The 19,109-nt window shown below is 65.8% G+C and carries 21 protein-coding genes and 1 tRNA gene; 9 read left to right on the top strand and 13 right to left on the bottom strand.

From position 1 onward, the window contains the following. Positions 1–25 precede the first annotated feature (25 nt). Both ABZ386_RS31135 and ABZ386_RS31130 read left to right on the top strand, forming a co-directional pair. A complete protein-coding gene (locus tag ABZ386_RS31135; RefSeq protein WP_351339020.1) occupies positions 26–1,831 on the top strand; it encodes an IclR family transcriptional regulator C-terminal domain-containing protein in 1,806 nt (601 codons plus the stop codon). 89 nt (positions 1,832–1,920) lie between these two features. Continuing rightward, positions 1,921–1,996, top strand: a tRNA-Arg gene (locus tag ABZ386_RS31130). Between the two features lie 68 nt (positions 1,997–2,064). Here ABZ386_RS31130 and ABZ386_RS31125 read toward each other — a convergent pair. The 11 genes from ABZ386_RS31125 to ABZ386_RS31075 form a co-directional block, all read right to left on the bottom strand. Next, entirely contained in the window at positions 2,065–3,216 is a 1,152-nt protein-coding gene (locus ABZ386_RS31125; RefSeq protein ID WP_358966908.1) for a tyrosine-type recombinase/integrase, read from the bottom strand. Continuing rightward, positions 3,216–3,398, bottom strand: coding sequence for a helix-turn-helix domain-containing protein (locus tag ABZ386_RS31120; RefSeq protein ID WP_358966905.1), 183 nt, complete (start codon positions 3,396–3,398; stop codon positions 3,216–3,218). Before ABZ386_RS31120 ends, ABZ386_RS31125 begins: the two co-directional genes overlap by 1 nt. Next, positions 3,391–4,692 carry a replication initiator gene (locus tag ABZ386_RS31115; protein ID WP_358967070.1) on the bottom strand — a complete coding sequence of 434 codons (1,302 nt, stop codon included), beginning with the start codon at positions 4,690–4,692 and terminating at the stop codon, positions 3,391–3,393. The genes ABZ386_RS31120 and ABZ386_RS31115 overlap by 8 nt, the downstream gene beginning before the upstream one ends. Before the next feature lie 139 nt (positions 4,693–4,831). Then, positions 4,832–5,077 (bottom strand): SpdD protein, encoded by a 246-nt coding sequence (locus ABZ386_RS31110; RefSeq protein WP_358966902.1) that lies wholly within the window; start codon positions 5,075–5,077, stop codon positions 4,832–4,834. A gap of 25 nt (positions 5,078–5,102) precedes the next feature. Beyond that, positions 5,103–5,297, bottom strand: coding sequence for a hypothetical protein (locus ABZ386_RS31105; protein WP_358966900.1), 195 nt, complete (start codon positions 5,295–5,297; stop codon positions 5,103–5,105). Positions 5,298–5,312: 15 nt separating this feature from the next. After that, a complete protein-coding gene (locus ABZ386_RS31100) occupies positions 5,313–5,504 on the bottom strand; it encodes a mobile element transfer protein (RefSeq protein ID WP_102910782.1) in 192 nt (63 codons plus the stop codon). A 2-nt stretch (positions 5,505–5,506) separates the two neighbouring features. Beyond that, a complete protein-coding gene (locus ABZ386_RS31095) occupies positions 5,507–5,692 on the bottom strand; it encodes a hypothetical protein (protein ID WP_356659274.1) in 186 nt (61 codons plus the stop codon). Positions 5,693–5,708: 16 nt separating this feature from the next. Beyond that, on the bottom strand, positions 5,709–6,371 hold the full coding sequence (locus tag ABZ386_RS31090) for a DUF2637 domain-containing protein (RefSeq protein WP_358966896.1): 663 nt from the start codon (positions 6,369–6,371) through the stop codon (positions 5,709–5,711). Between the two features lie 88 nt (positions 6,372–6,459). Continuing rightward, on the bottom strand, positions 6,460–7,836 hold the full coding sequence (locus ABZ386_RS31085) for an FtsK/SpoIIIE domain-containing protein (RefSeq protein WP_358966893.1): 1,377 nt from the start codon (positions 7,834–7,836) through the stop codon (positions 6,460–6,462). Beyond that, positions 7,836–8,192: a hypothetical protein gene (locus ABZ386_RS31080; protein ID WP_358966890.1), complete on the bottom strand. Its 357-nt coding sequence runs from the start codon at positions 8,190–8,192 to the stop codon at positions 7,836–7,838. Before ABZ386_RS31080 ends, ABZ386_RS31085 begins: the two co-directional genes overlap by 1 nt. 164 nt (positions 8,193–8,356) lie before the next feature. Next, a complete protein-coding gene (locus tag ABZ386_RS31075) occupies positions 8,357–9,145 on the bottom strand; it encodes a GntR family transcriptional regulator (RefSeq protein ID WP_020274970.1) in 789 nt (262 codons plus the stop codon). A 107-nt stretch (positions 9,146–9,252) separates the two neighbouring features. On the opposite strand from ABZ386_RS31075, the gene ABZ386_RS31070 reads away from it, so the two are divergent. The 5 genes from ABZ386_RS31070 (at position 9,253) to ABZ386_RS31050 (ending at position 13,169) form a co-directional block, all read left to right on the top strand. Further along, the gene (locus ABZ386_RS31070) at positions 9,253–9,660 is read left to right on the top strand and encodes an NUDIX hydrolase (RefSeq protein ID WP_358967067.1); all 408 of its coding nucleotides are present in this window, start codon (positions 9,253–9,255) and stop codon (positions 9,658–9,660) included. 46 nt (positions 9,661–9,706) lie between these two features. Beyond that, positions 9,707–10,132, top strand: coding sequence for an ATP-binding protein (locus tag ABZ386_RS31065; protein ID WP_358966887.1), 426 nt, complete (start codon positions 9,707–9,709; stop codon positions 10,130–10,132). Beyond that, complete coding sequence (locus ABZ386_RS31060) at positions 10,132–10,524, top strand: hypothetical protein (protein WP_358967064.1); 393 nt, start codon at positions 10,132–10,134, stop codon at positions 10,522–10,524. Before ABZ386_RS31065 ends, ABZ386_RS31060 begins: the two co-directional genes overlap by 1 nt. Before the next feature lie 363 nt (positions 10,525–10,887). Next, positions 10,888–12,294: an AAA family ATPase gene (locus ABZ386_RS31055; protein ID WP_358966884.1), complete on the top strand. Its 1,407-nt coding sequence runs from the start codon at positions 10,888–10,890 to the stop codon at positions 12,292–12,294. Between the two features lie 2 nt (positions 12,295–12,296). Further along, positions 12,297–13,169, top strand: a complete 873-nt coding sequence (locus tag ABZ386_RS31050; RefSeq protein WP_358966881.1) for a hypothetical protein — start codon at positions 12,297–12,299, stop codon at positions 13,167–13,169. Between the two features lie 227 nt (positions 13,170–13,396). Here the strand turns inward: ABZ386_RS31050 and tcmP are convergent, their stop codons facing one another. Both tcmP and ABZ386_RS31040 read right to left on the bottom strand, forming a co-directional pair. Then, a complete protein-coding gene (gene tcmP, locus ABZ386_RS31045) occupies positions 13,397–14,551 on the bottom strand; it encodes a three-Cys-motif partner protein TcmP (RefSeq protein WP_358966878.1) in 1,155 nt (384 codons plus the stop codon). A gap of 98 nt (positions 14,552–14,649) precedes the next feature. Next, entirely contained in the window at positions 14,650–15,402 is a 753-nt protein-coding gene (locus tag ABZ386_RS31040) for a phage Gp37/Gp68 family protein (RefSeq protein ID WP_358966875.1), read from the bottom strand. Positions 15,403–15,835: 433 nt separating this feature from the next. On the opposite strand from ABZ386_RS31040, the gene ABZ386_RS31035 reads away from it, so the two are divergent. Both ABZ386_RS31035 and ABZ386_RS31030 read left to right on the top strand, forming a co-directional pair. Further along, entirely contained in the window at positions 15,836–16,684 is an 849-nt protein-coding gene (locus ABZ386_RS31035) for a hypothetical protein (protein WP_358966873.1), read from the top strand. A 681-nt stretch (positions 16,685–17,365) separates the two neighbouring features. Next, positions 17,366–18,370 (top strand): GIY-YIG nuclease family protein, encoded by a 1,005-nt coding sequence (locus ABZ386_RS31030; RefSeq protein ID WP_358966870.1) that lies wholly within the window; start codon positions 17,366–17,368, stop codon positions 18,368–18,370. Positions 18,371–19,109 lie beyond the last annotated feature (739 nt).

Raw genomic sequence — 19,109 nt, 5'->3', positions numbered from 1 at the left:
CCGCGACCGCCGTACCGGAGAGCCGATGCCAGCGAAGCCCACGCCCGAGACCCCCGAGGGGCCCGCCCGACCGGCTGATGAGAACAGCGAGCCGGGCGGGGGGACGACCAAGGACGGGCCGGCACCGGTCAGCGGGACGGCCGAAGGCCGCTCGGCCCCGACCCCGGAGACGGCCAAAGGCCGCTCGGCACCGGCCGCGGGAACGCACACTCCACCACAGCCCGTACCCGCGGAGGCGGTCACCCCACTCATCCGCGGGATCGCGGTCCTGCGGGAGCTGACGGAGGCGGACGGCACGCTGAGCCTGAGCGGTCTGGAACGCGCCACCGGCCTCGCCCGCTCCACGGTCGACCGCATCACGGCCACGCTCGCCCGCATGGGCTACGTCCGCCTGGACGGCCGGGACGTGCACCTCTCCCCCCGCCTGATGGAACTGGGCAACGCCTACCTGTCGGCCCTGCGCCTCCCCGCCCTCCTCTCCCCGCTCGCGGACGCCCTGGCCGACGAACTGGACGAGTCGGTGTCCCTGGCGGTCGCCGACCGCGACGGCATCCGCTTCATCCACCAGGCGACCCGCCGCCGCGCGATGTCCCTGAGCTTCCGCATCGGCGACCTGCTCCCCGCCGAACGCACCGCGCCCGGCCCCCTGTTCGCGACGGAGTGGACGGCCGCGGACTGGCAGCGCTGGCGCGAGCGCAGGGCGGCGGACCCGAGGGACCTGTCCTTCACGGCCGTACCGCCACGCAGGTACGGCGCGGACGCGAGGGACGACGAGGACTTCGTACGCCGCACGGAAGAGGCGTCGACGAACGGCTGGGCCGTGGACGACCAGCTGATCGAACCGGGCCTGGTGGCGATCTCGGCACCGGTCCGCTCCCCTCAGCCGGACGACGAAGCGCCCACCGGCGACCGGATCGCGTGCGTGGCAAGCATCGTCAGCCACACGAGCCGCCACACGGCACACCACCTGCGGACGACGCTCCTGCCGAGGCTGCGGTCGGCGGTGACGGACATGGAGGAGGAACTGCGCCGCACCCCACCCCCGGAGCCCGGTCCACCCCCCTCGGACCTGGCGCTCTGGACGGGCGAGTCCAAACTGCGGCTCGGCCGCGACTTCATCGAGTCCCTGGCGCGCGGCCTGACGGTCCTCACGGCGTTCGGCGAGGGCAGGCCGGAGCTGACGCTCACGGAGGTGGCCCGGGCGACGGGCCTGGCCAGGGCGACGGCCCGGCGGGCCCTGATCACCTACGAGCACCTGAACCTGGTCACGCCCCGGGAAGCCCGCACCTTCACCCTCACCCCCCGGGTCCTCTCCCTGGGCTACCCGCCCCTCTCCCGTACATCTCTCCCCGAGATCGCCCAGCCCCACCTGGCCGACCTCACCTCCCGCATCCACGAGTCGACGTCGCTCGCGGTGCTGTCGGACTCCGGCGAGGAGATCCAGTTCACGGCGAGGGTGGCGACGGGCCGGGTGATGAGCGTGAACATCACGGTGGGCACGCGCCTGCCGGCCCACGCGACGGCACTGGGCCGGGTCCTCCTGGCGGACAGGGCCGATGACCACCCGCTCCGGCATGCCCTGGCCTCGGTCCGCTCCCAGGGTTACGCCTTGGTGGACGAGGAGTTGGAGGAAGGCCTCCGCTCCCTGGCGGTCCCCATCCGCGACCGCGCCGGGCGGGTGGTGGCGGCCCTGAACACGGCGATGCACGCGAGCCGCCGCTCCCTCCGGGAGTGCGTCACGGACCTGCTCCCCGACCTCACGACGACAGCCACCCGCATCGAATCGGACCTCCACACCGCCACCCGCTTCACCCACGTCCCCCTGACCTGACCCCCACACCCACCCGACCCACATCCGGTACGCTGACGCCTGTGGTCTTCCCGACCACAGGCATGCCGCTCCATGCGTCCGCTGCCACCGCCTTCGTAGCTCAGGGGATAGAGCACCGCTCTCCTAAAGCGGGTGTCGCAGGTTCGAATCCTGCCGGGGGCACCAGCCAAAAGGCCCCGGACCGATCATGGTCCGGGGCCTTTGACATCCACATCTGACATCAACGCGGGCGGTCACTCGCGGATGCGGCGCCTCCTGAGCAGCCGGTCCATGTGGCTCATGGCTTCGCGCTGGGTGTCCTGGACGACGTGGGTGTAGACGTCCATGGTGATGCTGATCTGGGAGTGACCGAGGATCTCCATCACGACTCGGGGCGCGACTCCGGCCGCCGTGAGCAACGTGGCCGTCCCGTGGCGAGCGTCGTGCAGTCGGATCACACGGAGGCCAGCGGACTCGGCGACGCGGGTGAAGGAGCGGTACAGGTTGCGCGGCTCGACCGGGCGGCCGGTTCGGGTGGCGAACACGTAGTCCGACTCCTGCCACCTCTCCCCCGCCTTGGCACGAGCGTCCGCCTGCCGTAGGCGGTGCCAGCGCAGGGGCGCGATGCAGAGGGCGGGCAGAGGGACTGCGCGGCGACGACGGCTCTTGGGGTCGTCGTCGTACAGGACGCCACGGCGGCGCTGGACCTGGTGGCGGACGTACAGGACACGGTTGTCGAGGTCGAGGTCCGACCAGCGCAAGCCCACGATCTCTCCTCGGCGGAGCCCCATGGCGATGGCAAGCACGAAGGCCGCGTAGAGCGGGTCCTTGCGGGAGGCAGCGAGGAAGTCGAGCGTCTCGTCGAGGGTCCAGGGGTGCAGCTCGGGCTTGTCCGTGCGGGGCGACTCGACGAACTTGGCGACGTTGCGCGCGATGAGTTCCTCGCGGCAGGCGGAGGACAGTGCCGAGCGCAGAACTCGGTGCGACTCCTTGGCCGTTGCGGCGGTCGTCTCCTTCTCCAGGCGGACGAGGAAGCGGCGGACGTCGGCGACGCCGAGGGATTCCAGCCGTTTGGCACCGAGCAGGGGCACCAGGTAGAGCCGGACGTGTGCCTCGTACTTGTCGAACGTGCTGAGCTTCCGCCGGGGCTTGATGACGTTGTCCAGCCAGTACGGGAGCCAGTCCGAGAGCTTGGCCGACTTGGTGGGCACGGGCACACCCTGGTCCACCTTGTCGAGCAGCTCGCGACGCTTGGCATCGCACTCGGCCCAGGTCTTGCCGTAGGCGAACTTACGGGCGCGGGTGCCGTCCGGCTGGAGGACGTAGACCGCGCACTGGAAGCGGCCGTCCTTGCGCTTGGTGATGGTGCCGGCGCCGTTGGGGTTGCGCTTGCGTTGCTGGGCCATCAGGCGGCCGCCTCCAGTTCGTGGGCGATGTACTCGCGGACAGCCCGCGCGGGGATGCGACGGCACCGGCCGATGGTGATCGAGGGCAGACGACGGGAGCGGATGAGGTCGTAGACGGTTGAGCGGCCGAGCTTCAACCGCTCCATCACGTCAGGCACCGTCAGCAGTTCGTCGTCATGCACGGGTGGGCTCTCCTTCCGTTCCGGGGGCGGGTTCGAGGGATGCGGCCAGCCAGGCTTCGGTGTCCGAGAGGCCGGTTCCGGCGAAGACCCAGTGCGCGAGGACGTACGTCGTCTCGGGCTCGGGGCCGTTGGCTGCGGCGGCTTGCGCGCGGCGCCATTCAGCGCGCGCGTCACGGAGGGCGCCGAGGGTGGTGGAGTAGCGGCGGGACTTGGTGGAGAAGTGGCCGCGGAAGCCGAGCATGTGAGCCCAGGCGCGCAGGCGGAGGTGTTCGAGGTCCTTGCGTGCGCCGAGGAACCATGCGGTGCGGATCAGGCGGCGGGCGTGGTCGCTGATGTCGAGCTGGGCGAGTTCGGCGGCGAACTTGAGTGGGCGGTCGAGAGCTCCCGTCGCGGCCTCGGCGCCCTTGGTGGCGTATTTGGCGATGTAGGCGGCGACGGCCCGCTCGGTGAGCTCCTGGCCGTCGTCGAAGTCGGCCGAGCGGATGGTGCGGACGTCGAGTTGGCGGCCGAAGGTGAAGGTGTGGGTGCGGCCGTCGATGACCGGGCCGTCCACGCAGACCTTGGCAGCGGCAGCGCGGATGGCGTCCGTGAGCAGTTCGGCCGTGGCCCAGGTAGGGGGTGGAGTGTCGCCGCCGCTGGGACCGTCGATGCGGATGACGGCGTGGAAGTGGACCGCGCCGCGCTTCTGGTACTCGGCGACCTTGGCGAAGCTCACGCGGGCGTGCTCGCGGAAGCGCCGCTGGGACAGGCCTGCGCGCTTGGCGACCTCTCGGCGCAGGTAGGTGGAGAAGCGCCGCCAGAGCGGACCGGCGTGGGCGTTCCAGAGCACGGCGGCTTCGTAGTCGTAGGTGTCCGGGTCGAGTGCGGTGCCGAGTACGTCGTCGTCCTGGTCGTGGTGGGTGCCGCAGTTGCAGGGGCGCCCGCTGGAAGGGCGGTTGTGGACCGGGCCGAAGCTCGGCGCGGTGAAGGTGGCGAACACGCGGGGGTGCGTGGCGACGTGCTCGGGGGTGCCCTTACCGCCGCGCAGGCCGGAGGTGATCAGGTGGAAGGTGTCGCGGCGGTAGACCTCGGCGCAGGCCGCGCAGCGGGTCGTGCGGCGGTTGTTGCAGCGGACGAGGAGCTGTCCGGCCGGGAGGCTGGACGAGTCGAGGCGTTGGAGGACGTTGCCGATCTCGCCGGTCGTGGTGTCGACGTCGTACTCGGTGCGGTGGCCGTCGAGGCGGATCGGATGGGTGCAGCCGCCGAGTCCGGAGAGCTGGCGGAGGATACCCGGCAGCGTGCCCTGCGCGGCCAGGTTCGCGAGTTCCGGAAGTGGTGCCGGAGTGGTGCGGGTGAAGATGGCGTTCCCCTTCTGACTTGCTGGGTCGGGAGGAGCAGGCGCCGGGGCGGCGAAATGCTTGGTCGTGTGCCGCCGCCCCGGAGGCCAGCGCAGTTCAGCGGCGGTGGTGGTCGCGGAGCATGGAGCGCAGGACGACGGCGGCAACGGCTACGGAGATGGCCGTGACGGCGACGGCCGCCAGGAGCGCGGTGAGGACGACCCCGCCGACGACCAGGGCGACGACGGCCTTCTGATCGATGGAGACCGACGGGAGCGAGCGCCGTACGGGTGTCGGCTCAGTCGGGGTGTGGGTGTGCGCGGGCGGCGGGGTCGGGCTGTCGGGGTACTTCGGGAGGAACACGGGCCAGGTCTCCTTATCTACTCGTCTAGGTGTGTGAGCCGTTTATGACGGTCACGCCGGAGCGCGTGCCGGACTCGATAGCGGGGGCGAGGAAGGTGCGGGAGAGCCAGAAGCCGAAGAGAGCGATCAGGACGACGATCCAGACGCGGACGCCGAGGTACCTGACTGCTCCCCAGGCGAAGAAGCCGAGGACGACGACAAGCGGAAGGCTGACGGTCACGGGTCGGGAATCCTTTCAGCGCACGGGGCAGCGGTGGGTGCGGGCGGCCAGCTCGGCGGCGGCGCGGCTGTCGTAGTCGGCGGAGAAGCCGCAGCGCGGGGCGGTGCAGGCGGCGGTGTGCTTCTCCCGGCCGCGACCGTCGTAGGAGGTGCCGACCTGGACGGGGCCGATGCGGCTGACGTGGCGGAAGCGCTTCGGTGCGGGCATGGTCAGTCCTCCTGTCGCGGGCTGGGGCGGGGGAAGTCGCGCAGGATCCGGGCGGCTTCCTCCGGGTCCGGCGTGCGGTCGGCGGCTTCCTCGGCGAGAAGCCGGGCGAGCGCCGATCGGCCACTGACGGCCATGTCGCGGGCGGCTGAGAGGTAGTCGGCGGCCGTGTTGAAGCAGAAGAGCGGCATGATCTCCCTTTGCTGGTCAGGTGAGTTGGGCGGCGATGGCTTCGGCCATGGGCGGCGGGACACCGAGTCGGGCGCGCAGGGTCGGGGTGTCGATGGCCCTTCCGGTGCGGCTGTGGTGGTCGGCGGCGACTTTGCGGGCGTGCTCGACCAGGGCGGCCGGGACAGCGACCGGAGGCGGGGCCAACGGTGGGGCCGGTGCCGGTTCGGCCGCCGGTGGCGTCGGGGGGTCTGGTGTGGGATCGGGCGCGTTCTCTTGGTCCTCGATGCCGTCGAGTTCCTGTTGGTCTACGGCGTCAGTGGTCGCGTCGTGCGCTGTCGGCGGCGAGTGGACCAGGAGGGTTCCGCCGAGGAAGGCGACCGCGGGCCAGCCCGCCACGAGGATGCGCAGCCAGGCCGGTACGTGGTCCAGGTCGAGCAGGCCGGCGGTGGCGACGTTCGCGCCCAGGGACGCGGCGAGTGCGATCAGGAACCAGCACCACCCGGCCGTCTTCGCTTCTCCGGAGCGCAGGCGGCGCCAGGCGGCGACGAGCAGCAGGTCAACGCTGATCGGATAGGCCCACGCCTTCCACCCGTCCTGTCCGGCCGCCGAGGCGACATCGTGCAGGTGGGCGAAGGACAGCGCGGCGGCGATGACCGCCTGAACGAGCACCGCATCGACGCGGGCCAGGTGGGCGCGCATGCTGCGGCTCCTTCCGAATTCGGGCATGGGAGGGGTAGGGACGTGGCGTGAGGCGGTCACGCCGACCGGGGTTGAGTGGGGGCGCGGGTCAGTCGGTCACGGGCCGGGGCCGCACGGCCGGGCCCGGTGTCTCGACGGGCCGTACGGGCACGTCGGGCCGGAAGGGCTTGAGCACGGGCAGGTCGGGGACCAGGTGGGCCGACTCGCGGCAGGTCTCGGCAGCGTCGCCCAGCGACAGGTACGGCGTGCGGATGCGTGACCAGCCGCCGGAGGTGTCACCTGCCACGGCGAGGCCGGGCCGTTCGGGGGCGATGGCGCAGGCGGCCGTGACCGCTTCGGGTGCGATGTCGCCGAGCGCCATCTTCGCGGAGGCTTCGTCGTTCACTCGGTGGCAGACGCGGCCGGTCAACTGGGCGCGCAGCATGGTGGCGCCCTTGCCCAGCTCGGCACCGAAGCGCTGGCCGCAGACCTCCAGGTAGATGCCGGCCGCGCGGCCGAGCTGGGCGAGGCGAATGAGCTGGGTGACCATCTCGTCCCGGCGTTCCTCGTCCTTCCTGGTGGCGACGAGGAAGAGTTCAGCCACCTCGTCCACGAACAGCACGATCGGGACCGGGCGTTCGGACTCGGGCAGTCCCCAGACGTCCGAGGTGATTTCCTCCGCCGGAGTGTTCGGGGCGATGCCTTGCCGGGCCTTGATCAGGTCGTATCGGTCCTCCATCTCCTTCACGAGCACGGGCAGCAACTCGGCAGCCTGCTCCGGATCGGTCGCCAGCGCGGAGAGGCGGGGGGCGAACGGCGCCAGCTCCACACCGCGCTTGCAGTCGATGCCGACCAGGGCGACCGACTGAGGGGCGAGTCCGGCGATCAGGTGCCGCAGGTACATGGACTTACCCGACAGCGTGGCCCCGAGGGTCAGTTGGTGAGGCACAGTCCGGTAGTCGCGCACGAACGGCATGGCGTCCTCCCGCAGCGCCACCGGCACCCGAAGGAACCCGGCGTCCACCTTGCGCGGCATCCGCACCTGCCGCAGCACGTCGAAGCCGACCAGCCGCAGCTCAACCACACCGGGCTTGATCGTGGTCACGTACACGGCGTGGACGCCCCAGGCGTGCCGCAGTCGTTCCGCCGAGGCGGCGACGTCGGCGGGTTCCTGCCCCGGAGCGAGGCGGAGCCGGAGCCGCAGCCCGGTCGAGGTGGGCCGGATGATGCCCCGACGCGGCGGTACGGGACGGACCTCTCGGCGGATGGTGGCCTTGACCGCCAGCATCCGCAGCCGGGAGGGGGCCACGGTCAGGCCGCAGGCTTCCATGACCGAGCCGTAGGAGCTGAGGAGCCGGGCGGTGGAGATCGACAGGCCGACCGTGGACCAGTACACCCCGGGATGGTTGGCCCGGGCGTAGGCGGCCCCGCCGCCGAGTGCGGCGACAGGACCACCAACTTCCAGGAGTGTCGTCAGATCGGTCATCAGGCAGCGGCTCCGGTGGCGGCCGGGAACGCGGCCGGTGTCACGGCGGCGGCTCGGTAGGCGATGCCGTGTCGCTGCTGGCCGTTGAAGACGCTCTCCCACGGCCGGGCCACCAGACCCGGCAGGGAGACCGGAGCCCCGAGGGTGAGCCCTTCGGAAACTCCGCTCTCGGGAACGGTGACCTTGATCAGCGACGACTCGCCGTCCTCCAGGTAGACGACGCCGAGCGTCATCAGGGCCTCTCCGCTGGTGGCGTCCTTGGCGATCTCGCCCGTCTGCCGGTCGCGGACCTTGGGCTCGGGCGCCTCGGTCAGCAGGATCGTCGCGGCCGAGGTCTCTACACGGATGGTGCGCAAGACTTCTTCCCATCTACTCGTCTATACAAGATGCGGCGTTCGAACCCGATCTCCGGGAACGGCAACCACCTTGCCACACAACTCGCCCACTCGTCTATACGAGTAAGCCTGTTGGGGTGTACGAGTTCGGAGAAGCACCCCGCGCACCACCACAAGTCAGGCACTCATGTCGCCGGGAGCTGGTACGACAGGACATACGCATCCGCCGCCATGACCGTGTCGCAGACCTCCACGGCCCGCCCCTCCTGGTCGAACGCGGTACGGATCAGGTGAATGACCGGCACACCGGAGGCCAGCCGCAGCGTCCGGACCTCATCCGGCGAGGGCATCCGGGCACGGATCTCTTCCTCGAAGTGGTCGAGGCGGTGCCCCAGCTCCTCAAGCCGGGCGTAGATGCCCCCAGGCCCTGGGTTCGGCTCGGCAATCGGTGTACCCCGTGCAATGTCGAGCGGCAGATACGAGGTGGCGAACTCCACCGGCCGCCCGTCCAGCAGATACCGGCGACGCCGTGCGAGCACCCGCCGCACGGACCCGAGCCGGGTGGAGACGTCCTGGCTGGCCTTCTCCTCCTTTACCTCCAGGCTGTCCACCTGCGGGTGACTGCCGGCGGCGTCGGCCTCCACGATGAACGCGGACTTCCCCTGCTCCCGGTGGCGCCGGGCGAACCGGTCGGAGGCAAGCCGCCTCACAGGCGGTCGTGGTCGCACGAAGACGCCCTTGCCGTGCTCAGCGTGCACCAGGCCCTCGCCCTGGAGGACGGAGAAGGAGTTTCGAACCGTCATACGGGAAACCCCGTAATGCTCGACCAGTTCGGCCTCGGAGGGCAGCTTTTCGCCCTCCTTGAATCGCCCACGGTCGATTGCCTCGCGCAGCTGGTCGGCGATCTGCCGGAAGACCGCACGATCGCTCGTGGGGTCGAGATCGCCGAGGAGGCCGGAGGAAAGAGAGGGCACGTGTACTCCTTTAGGTATCTAGACGAGTGGGCGAGCTTTGTTGCTACGGTGGAGAGCCTAGCCATCCGAGAGGGCAGAGGAACGTGAGCACCGACCGTCCGCACTCCGTGAGCGTCGCCGGAGTCATCGTCGACGACCAGGGCCAGGCCCTCTTGATCAAACGCCGCGACAACGGCCACTGGGAACCCCCGGGCGGAGTCCTCGAACGCGAGGAGACCATTCCCGAGGCCCTCCAGCGCGAAGTTCTCGAAGAGACCGGCATCAAGATCGCGCTTCCCGCGATGCTGACCGGGATCTACAAGAACATGAAGGGTTTGATCGTCTCCATGGTCTTCCGCTGTGAGGCCGCCGACGGCACGCCCACCACCGGGGACGAGACCCGCGCACTGCGCTGGGCCACCCGCGAAGAGGTCATCGAACTCGCCGACGAGGCATACGCGATCCGCGTCCTGGACGCACTCGACGCGGTATCCCCGCCGGCCATCCGCGCCCACGACGGCGTGAAACTCGTCTAGCCCGAACCCGCTGCACATGGCGGCCTACCAGCACGAAGGAACTTGTATGCACGAGTATACGAGCACCGCCCGGGTCTGGGGACTCACTTGCCCAGGATTTCCGGAAGAGGTCAGCCGGGCCCGCCGCTGGACGCGGGACATCCTGCGCGGATCTCCCCTGGCCGACGACGCCGAACTGATCGTGAGCGAGCTCAGCGCGAACGCGATCCTCCACACGGCAAGCGGCGGGCTGGGCAGCTTCCACCTGGCCCTGGCGGTCTCCCCCAAGGTGGTCGCCCTGTCGGTCACCGACGAGGGAGGGACGGGCACCGCACCGAAGGTCGAGCAGCCGAGCGAGGACGCGGTACACGGCCGCGGCTTGGGAATGGTCAGCGTCATCGCACACCGGGTCATCGTCCACGGCAGCCACAGCGGCTACACCGTCACCGCGGAACTCTTCACGGACACCCAGCCCGGAGGGCACCGGTGCTGATGGCCAAGCTTCAGCGGGGCTTCTGGTGCGAGTGCTGGACGCAAGACATCAACGACGAAACAGGACGGCCGGCACTCCGGGCATCCTTCGACGCCTACGCGGCCCCTCAGGCAGACAGATGGGTAGCGGTCGCCCTGCGCACGATCTCACCAGCACTCGACCCGGACGCCTCCGATGAGGCCTGGGCCTGGCTCTACGACGGCCGCATCGACACGCGACGAGCCCTCTTACGCATGGAACCCTGCACGGTCTCTGTGACCCACGCCAGCACCCGCATCACCTGGACGATTCGGCCAGTGGTCTTCCTGCCGTTGGCCCACCGTCAAGGTGTCGAACTCCCGGCCTGCGCATACGACTTCACCGACCACGCCACGATGTCTAGTCCCAGGTGATGTTTAACGTTCTGGTCCCAGCTGATGCTTGACGGTGGGCCTAGACACGCCCACGCCACGGACTGAGTTACAACTTTCTCTACTGGTTCAAGGCGGCTCGCTCCGCTCCCCGCGCGCGGCCCGGCCCCCGGCCGGGCCTGCGCTCCTGTCTCCGCCCCGCTCCAGCCCGGCCGGCACCCGTGCCGCGCACACTGCAGTCATTGCCTCACACCAGGGCTGCGTTGCCCGACAGAATGACGGCGTCACTTCGCTCCACAACCGACCGAGCCCTAACAAGACTTTGCGCCTTTGTATTGATCCTGTGGCGGAGAGTGACCACGGGTCGCTATCGTTCCTACCTCAGGGCTAGAAGAGGGAGGACGCGTGGCTGAAGACAGCACGGAGAGCGTCACAGACCGGAAGCTCGTGCGAGTGGAGGTGTCGCAACTCCTCGGGCGCTTCGATCACGAAGTCCCGTTCCCTGCCGACAAGGACTTCGTAATTCTCCACGGCCCCAATGGCATCGGAAAGACCAAGCTACTTGAGCTGATCGATGCAACCTTCTCCATGAACATCCAACTAATCTCCGATATTCCCTTCCGATCGGTGCTGTTCCAGTTCAGTGACGATAGCGTGATTACCATTGAGCGCACAGGGCAGGAGGCGCTGCCCGGTCTAGGGGAAGAGGAAAGCCTCAGCGAAACCCTGCGTTTTCTACTGAAACAGCCCGGAGGCCGAGAAATCCCTTGGGATGCCTCGAAATCCCTAAATCGCGGAGAATTCCCACCAGGATTTCTTCGAGTAATGGAAAGCGAGCTACCCGTCAGGAGAATTTCATCTGCGCGATGGCGTGACATGACTGTAGGAGATGTCGTGTCTCCACGCGAAATCTACCAAAGGTATAGCGACTATCTTCCTCGACCTGGGCTCATGCTGCCACCGGAGGACGTTCCATCAGAAATTTCCGATGTACTCGTATCGACAACTGTTCATCTCATCGAGACCCAACGCCTAATCAATCTCCAATTGGTACGACCTAGCCGTACACCACGGGACCCTGAAAACGTCCGCCGACCAACTGTGGTGAAGTTTTCGGAGGACTTCTCCCGTAGATTGGGAGATGCGTTGGCGCAAAATTCGCGAGTGTCACAAGGGCTAGATCGCTCTTTCCCTCGTCGACTTCTATCGGAGACTCATCTTCTTCCACAGATCACCGAGAATGCGATTCGCACTCGATACTCAGAGCAGAGCGAGATTAGGCGCAGACTAACTCAGATTTCGGTTCTGGATGCCTCCGGAGAGCTCCCATTGCCTGACCGCACCTTGGCAGACTGGGAAAAGAGAGTACTCTGGACCTACCTCGATGACACCGAAGAGAAGCTAAACACTTTTCAAGATCTACTTAACCGGGTTGCCCTTCTACGTGAAATCGTGAACTCTCGCTTCCTTTACAAAGAACTGGTCCTCGACCGAGACGGGTTTCATGTTGTCACGGCCGGAGGGAAGGAAATTCGAGCCGAGAAGCTAAGCTCAGGCGAGCAGCACGAACTCGTCCTCGCCTATGATCTACTTTTCAACGTGAAACCAAATAGCCTCGTACTGATCGACGAGCCAGAGATCTCTTTGCATGTCGTTTGGCAGAAAGAATTTCTGAACGACATCGTCCGAATCGCCGCAATCAACTCGGCTCGCTTTATGGTTGCTACTCACTCTCCTCAGATCATCCACAAGTACTGGTCCGACACAGTCGGCCTTGAGCCCGGTTACGCCAATGAGGAGATGTGGGGTTAGGGATGCTGCAAGGCCTCACTGGTGACGATCTGTTCTCTTACTTGCTCCTGTTGGGCGCAGGAAGGAAAGACCAAAAGTATCTGATTTGCGAAGGTGATTCCGACTGTGCCGTCTTGGATCCGCATCTAGTTGACGGAGCATGTGAGACGGTTCCTGGGTATGGGAAAGATTCCGTGGTCGAAGCTATCAATTTGGTCGACCAACAGGGTATCAAGAACGTCGGCGCATTAGTGGATCGAGACTGGTGTAAGTCACGGAAGCCGATTAGCGCTCTGGCTGCGCGCACGGATTTCTATGATATAGACGCGACGATCTTCTTTACAGGGGAAGTTTGCAGGCGGATGGTGTCCGCCTTCTGCGATCGCGACAAGGTACAAGATTTTCTCGATACACATCAAATTTCCTCCCCAGTAGACGCCGCGATTACCCTAAGCCTGCCCCTTGGAGTACTACGCAAGCTCTCACACGACCATGGCTGGGGGTTGCGAGTGGCTGGTACCCCCATCAAAGAAGTGGCATACGCAGATGGAAGCGCCATTGACATCGATGAGCTATTCGATATGAGCTTGAAGCGATCAAAAAAGGCGCGAGTCAATGAGTTCGATAAAGCTCAAATAGTAACGTCAATTAGAACGGTAATGCGCTCCGAAATTGACGCAATGGAGTATTGCTGCGGTCACGATCTAAACTCCGTCATGGCATACCTGATGCAGACCCACTGGGCGGCAAGGATAAGTAAGGACACGCTGGAACGTGCAATGCGCGGCGGATTTTCGTGCCCCGAGCTCATGTCAACTCAGCTTTATAAGGACCTACATTCTGTCTTGAAGGTGTCCAAGTCAGAATTGTTCACCTGCGAGGCAGCGACTTCGTGAAGTAGGTGCCGCCCCGCCGGCTTCTCCGGTCACATACAGATATCGTGGCTGAGGCAAGTGGGGGCACAGCGAGGCATACGCGCGCCTGGTCGGTTCGACGCACTCAGCGTCGTGGCTGACTGTCGTCAGCTGAGGTTCGTGCCACAACCATGCCAGATGCAGAGGTCAGTCACGGTCAACGAGGGCGTCTTGGGGCCGACTTGCCGACCGCCTCAGGCAGAGCGGTATCACCCGCTCGGGCCGATGACGCTGTCGCGGATCTTCCTGCCCTGTTCGACTACTGCAACGGAGCCCTCCTTCACGGCCAACCCCAGGGCAGCGCTAATTGTTGTGTCGTTGGCAACGCCGTACACGCCCTCGAAGACAGACCAGACCTCGTCCACCAACTTGGTCCGGTTCCGCCGGGTGACGATCTTCTGAAGGTTTTCCCGGACGCGAATGCGAGCCCTCTCCTGCTCCTGTGCCACCACATCCTTCACCACGTCGCCGAAGCTGAACAGGGCGTCATCGGAATCGTCAGTCTGCGGCCCCAAGGCCTCGAGCCATTCGTTCCTTGCTCTGGCTATGGCGTCGGCGAACACCCAGATACCGAATGGGCTCCGAGTTAGGAAAACAAGGTGGTACACGGGCTGATGGTGAACCCGCCGCTTCACGGGAACTGTGATCCCGTGCATACCTGTCATCCGGGCCAGACGGTCTGTATACGCGCGGGCGACTGCTTCAGCGCAGGGTTCGAATGTGGAGTCCGGTCCGAGTGCCTGTAAGGCGACGTCCCGCCACCAGGTACCCCCACATACACGATCAAGCGCCGGCAGGCTCTCGTGGCTGTGCTGTCCGGCAGCTAGCGCGCCGGTTGCTCGCCGAGTGAAATCGGCACTGAAGTTGAGCAGGACCTCTGTACTTGGGCGCACCCGACGGCGCTCGCCGTCGAGGACACGTGCCAGGTCCATGAAAGGCAGGCCCGCGCCACAGGGGTCGAGGAAGAGGAAGAGCGGAATTCCTTTGGCTGCTGCGACGATGCTGCTTAGATGTTCGTGAACGAGCCCTTGGTGGGCAACGGCTCGCACACCTCGGGCCTGGTACTCACCAACCACTTGGGCCAATTTTTCGTAGTCGGCACGCTTCTTCTCCACGAGAGTTGCTTCCACGACGGCTCGGCTTGCCTTGGCTGCAGCTCGAAGGATCAACTCTCCTGACCCAGGCGTTCCGTCGGGGTAGCGCCCCCGGCCGGCGAACCCGTCAACGATCGCAACACGATGTCCCGGCGAACTTGATCCGACCATCGCGGCATACGGAGTGACGTACCGACGAAGGATCGCGTGCTTGAAGATCGACTGGCTGTGGTTCCGGTCGAGTAAACCCGCCGACGTGCTGACCGCCATGACTCTCCCCCTCTGCTACCGCCTTGCTGGCGGTATAGCGGAAGAAGATGGTCACACGTAGTCAGCGCATCGCAACAGACCACCGATCGGTCAATCGCTTAGGAGACGCTAGTCAGGCGCGGTGGTGTGCTGTCCCAGACGCGGCCCTGCAGCTCTCGCCCACCTGATTTAGGGGTTCGTCCTCCCCACTGCTTGAAGAAGAAGGGGACGCCTGAGACCTCGCAGTTGTCGCGGATCTCAACAACCCATGCTTCATCAAGCGGCCGATGGCGTGGACCAGACTCCCCACCGACAATCACCCAGCCGATGCCGTCTAGATCAAGTCCGGACAGCGGCCCTAGTAGAGGTTCACAAGACAAGAACCGTACATCAGCGGGCACTTGCCGCAGGTCATCCACCCGAGACAGTTGATCTTCTCCTTCGACAGACACACCGATCCAGACGTTGTCAGGCCAAGTCAGGCTGCTCGCGAGTCGGCGGAGTCGGCGGCCACGCTTGGTTAGGACCTGATAGGTGTGCTGTGGCGTATCTGCCATGACGTCGAATACTTGCTGTACGAACTCCAGTGGCACCCGGGCGTGAAAGAGGTCGCTCATGGAGTTCACGAAGACGGTGCGAGGTGACTTCCAGCGGTAGGGGAGTGACAGCGAGTCAGGATGTAAGGCAAGACCGAAACCAGGACCCGAGGTGACAGGGTTTCCGTCGGTTTGATACTTTTCGGCCCCCATCGCCTTAAGGCGTTTGGAAAGCGTGAGGGCGTAACAGTTATCGCAGCCAGGGGAGACGCGATCGCATCCAGTGGTTGGGTTCCAGGTCGCCTCTGTCCACTCGATCGAGCTTCCGTCACCCATACCTCAAACCTCCAAAATCGAAAGCATGTTCTAATAATAGATTCCGAGACGCGAAGTCTCCACTCCTGCCACGCAGCTTACGTGGGTTGCAGCTGGACAGGTGCCAGCTCGAAAGTAGGTCGTTCGGTCGGCAGCCGTGGGCACTTTTCCGCGGCCACAGTCCCTCCATGTCTGGCCTGATCAGCCCAAGTTGCCGCTGTTCGAGGCCGTTGGGGACCTAGCTCTGACGGTACTGCTGAGGGGCTTTGCGCTCGCCCTGCCGCCAAAGTAGTAGCCAGGTCCTAGTGGACCATCTGTGGCCGGAACCGAGCCGAACGAGCACCTGCGCGGCCCTGACCAGCCGCGTTGCTTGAGACTCATACGGTCTCAGGAGCGTTGCAGTATCTGGCAAATGCGGTGGCACCACTGCACACAGGGCGAGCACCATAGGCGCATGACAGATGAGTACGATCTGGGCGCCCTCCCCGATGACGTAGTACACATGGGGCGCTTCCTCGAAGCCTCATCGGAGTGGCCTGAGAGCGCCTGGTTCGGGCGCGCCATGGCTCTTCTCCACTCTGGCACGTTCCGCGTTGATCGCTTTCCCTTTGAGGAGACCTTCGAGAATGAAGTCGCTGCCGCAGCGGCGCTGGCTCGAAGCTTCACCCAGCTGCGGGCAGCTTGGGTGGTCACGAGCCACGGCTTCCTAGCAGAGATGCGCAACTTGCTACGCTCGGTGTATGAGTCTGCCGGCCTAGCCAGAGTGTTGGCCAAGGACCCCAAGATGGCCGATCAATGGCTTCGTGACGGCAGGTGGTTCCCCGACGCGCGTGTACGACAGTGGCTCAGTGACGTACGAGGGGACTCCGCACGCGAGGTTGATATGTACAAGAACTTCTACGCGGAGTCTTCGGCTTGGGCCCACCCGACGGCGGAGTCTTGCATGGGCCAGTTCACGGTAGAGGAAGATCATTTCTTCCTTAACTCGGCGATCACATTCGATGAAGAGGCCTGCCGGCAAGCCGTTGGTCTGCTCGCATCCACAGCACTCTTCGCGTGCTTCGCCTTTCGTAACGCGGTTGTCAACGAGCGGGCCATTGACCCGGCCTGGCGACGGGAACTGTATGACCTCGCCCGCGAGATGTCGGGCGAGGCGATGCCCCACCTCGACCGGGACTGGGTGGCTGAGCAAGCTCACTATGACGCTGTTATGGCGAACCTGCGTGATCGGCGCTATCTAAAGGGTCAGTTGCGCACCCACCCCAGGGCATACGACAACCTCAAGCCTCAAGATTCGGACTAGCTAGGGGCGTGTTCTGTCTTGGGCGACGTCCGCAATGCAGCCAGTGTGAGCGGAGGAAGTCCGTGCCAGACCCGTGCCAGATCGTGGGGGGAGCCACGGGGAGTACCGGGTAACCAGTGGACCACCCGTCAGGGGCCGACGCCGCTCCGCTGCAGGTCAGCTCAGCAACCACCCGCAGACAACCCAAGCTTCCCAAGCTAATAGCCTTCCAGGGCGGCTTCTGCCGTCCCTTCCCTGCCGAGCAGAAAGCGTCGGCACCACAACGGGCGCCGACGCTGCCCCTGCTAGGTGCCGCTTGACCGCAGCGCGAGATGCGCAGCCGGACGGCACGGACGACCTACTCGGGCGCACCGTTGCTCGAAATCCGGAGGAAGCCAACCGCGGTTGAGTAATCGCGGGTGGGCAGGGAACGCAGTGATCGCAGCGAGAGCGAAGGCAAGCGAAGCCCACGGCGTCTGCACTCGAACCATCGTCTGGGAACCGCGTGTGTCGATGAAGCTCGTCTGGAACACGTCAGGAGCCGCGAGCTCGATGGAGCTCAACGCCCGCCAGTCAAGGTCCAGTTCGGCAGCATGCGCAAAGTGGAGCCTCTGCAGTGTGAGGGTGACTTCGCCGGTACCGTCCACCACCCACCGTGGCTGAGCATCACGCGCTGCCTGACGACGTCGGGCAGAGTTTCCGATGGCAGAGCCCACCAAGGAGCCGACCACAAAGCCAGGGCTGCCGAAGGCAACCAAGTTGGTGTGTGTGTACCTCCCGCTACCGAGGGCCCTCCAGGTCATGCGTTGGCCCGGCCCTACTGCGAGTGCACGATCACCGTGCTGCAGTCGCGCGGTCGTGGCCACGATGGGCCGGCGGGCCACTTGTCCTTCGAGGACATCGGCGAGGATGTCGCATGAGTGCCAGAGGTACTCATCGACCGGCGACCATGACGGTTGCCCCGAGTTCTCTGGCGGCGGTGCAAAGGGATTAGCCACTGTCGCTCCAGTCTCCCATCAGGAGTCGAGGACTGCCGTTCGCGATCAAGCCTATGGTGTCGCAGCTTCCCCAGCTGAGGGCCTGCGCATAGGTGAGACCGCGTACCGTGCCGCATCAGCAAGTAGCCTGCGGCTGACCGCCCGTGGCTCATCTGGAGGCTTCGTGGAAGCTACCGCTCTCACCACTCCCGTTCGACTGTGGTCGGCGCAGGAGGTCTTGAACCGCCCGAGCCCAGTTCCAGCGGTGGCAGGGGTCTACGGGTGGCACTTCGAGCAGGCGCCGCACCAGGAGCTGGACGCCGGCCGCCTGCTGTACGTGGGCATCGCCCCGCGGTACATGGCGAACCGGACCAGCACGCAGAACCTGCGGAAGCGAGTGCGGTACCACTACCGAGGTAACGCGGCAGGGTCAACACTGCGGCTTACCCTCGGCTGCTTGCTCGGGCTCGAGTTGCGCCGTGTAGGCAGCGGGAAGCGCCTGACCTTCGGCAAGGTCGGGGAAGCCACCCTCACCCAATGGATGGCCGAGAACGCCCGAGTGTGCTGGATCGAGCATGCCGAGCCGTGGGCCCTGGAATCGGAGCTCATATCTCAACTCGACCTGCCGCTGAACCTCGACCAGAACCGCCACAACGCGTTTCATGACCGCCTCAAGGAGCTGCGGGCCCAAGCCCGCCAGCAGGCACGAGCGTTGCCCATCAGCGCATAGCCCGTCGCTTTGACATCACCAGGTGACATCAACGGCGACGAACGATGGCACACCGAAGCAGCCTCAGCCGGATCGACGAGCGACCGCCGAACCCCGTTCAAGCAGGCCGCTCCACAGAGGGATCGAACTCCTAAAGCGGGTGTCGCAGGTTCGAATCCTGCCGGGGGCACAACGCGTTGCCGCTCTGACCTGGGGCTTCTTCCTCTGGGAGGGCTCCTACTCGGCCTCGGACTCCTCGTCCGGGGCCGTTTGCGTGAGCGGACAGAGTTTGATCCCCAAGAATCCGACGGATCAGCATGACCCAACGCGAGCGGTACGTCGCGCGGCTCGACTGGGCGACCGGTGCGGCTAGTGAAGACGTAAGCCGGCTCCTGCCACCGCTCCCCCGTCTCGGCTCGGGCAGCGGCCTGGCGTATCCGGAACCCACCTGCTACCCGGGCGGCCCGTGTGCGTACGCGGTGTGGGTGCCCCACCGAGCTGCGGGCGGTGCGCCCCAAGCCCAAGTCCGTACTCCGTACTTCGTACACGACCAGGTGCTACGCCAGGTCGAGGGCGACGGCCTCGCCTGCGACAGCTCACCGCGACCTGTTCGCCCACCCCGACCCCGGCCCTGCGACACCTCGAAGCACGCGCCGCTGGGAGCCAGGTCGTCCTTCTTGACGTCGGCGGCTGCTTCTCCGGCCAGATCCTGGGTGTCGTCGAGGGCACCGGGAACGGCGACCGCCGCTGTGCCAACCAC

The organism is Streptomyces sp. NPDC006140, from assembly GCF_040628815.1.
Lineage (GTDB): Bacteria > Actinomycetota > Actinomycetes > Streptomycetales > Streptomycetaceae > Streptomyces.
The sequence above is the reverse complement of the archived record's forward strand: the minus strand, read 5'-3'. Positions and strand labels throughout refer to the sequence as shown.

What these genes read in the sequence shown, in the direction of transcription:
- ABZ386_RS31030 (WP_358966870.1), top strand. Translation starts at nt 17,366, where the DNA reads ATGGCAGAGCCCACCAAGGAGCCGACCACAAAGCCAGGGCTGCCGAAG.
- ABZ386_RS31125 (WP_358966908.1), bottom strand. Translation starts at nt 3,216, where the DNA reads ATGGCCCAGCAACGCAAGCGCAACCCCAACGGCGCCGGCACCATCACC.
- ABZ386_RS31035 (WP_358966873.1), top strand. Translation starts at nt 15,836, where the DNA reads ATGACAGATGAGTACGATCTGGGCGCCCTCCCCGATGACGTAGTACAC.
- ABZ386_RS31085 (WP_358966893.1), bottom strand. Translation starts at nt 7,836, where the DNA reads ATGACCGATCTGACGACACTCCTGGAAGTTGGTGGTCCTGTCGCCGCA.
- ABZ386_RS31060 (WP_358967064.1), top strand. Translation starts at nt 10,132, where the DNA reads ATGGCCAAGCTTCAGCGGGGCTTCTGGTGCGAGTGCTGGACGCAAGAC.
- ABZ386_RS31050 (WP_358966881.1), top strand. Translation starts at nt 12,297, where the DNA reads ATGCTGCAAGGCCTCACTGGTGACGATCTGTTCTCTTACTTGCTCCTG.
- ABZ386_RS31135 (WP_351339020.1), top strand. Translation starts at nt 26, where the DNA reads ATGCCAGCGAAGCCCACGCCCGAGACCCCCGAGGGGCCCGCCCGACCG.
- ABZ386_RS31100 (WP_102910782.1), bottom strand. Translation starts at nt 5,504, where the DNA reads ATGCCCGCACCGAAGCGCTTCCGCCACGTCAGCCGCATCGGCCCCGTC.
- ABZ386_RS31065 (WP_358966887.1), top strand. Translation starts at nt 9,707, where the DNA reads ATGCACGAGTATACGAGCACCGCCCGGGTCTGGGGACTCACTTGCCCA.
- ABZ386_RS31095 (WP_356659274.1), bottom strand. Translation starts at nt 5,692, where the DNA reads ATGCCGCTCTTCTGCTTCAACACGGCCGCCGACTACCTCTCAGCCGCC.
- tcmP (WP_358966878.1), bottom strand. Translation starts at nt 14,551, where the DNA reads ATGGCGGTCAGCACGTCGGCGGGTTTACTCGACCGGAACCACAGCCAG.
- ABZ386_RS31090 (WP_358966896.1), bottom strand. Translation starts at nt 6,371, where the DNA reads ATGCGCGCCCACCTGGCCCGCGTCGATGCGGTGCTCGTTCAGGCGGTC.
- ABZ386_RS31040 (WP_358966875.1), bottom strand. Translation starts at nt 15,402, where the DNA reads ATGGGTGACGGAAGCTCGATCGAGTGGACAGAGGCGACCTGGAACCCA.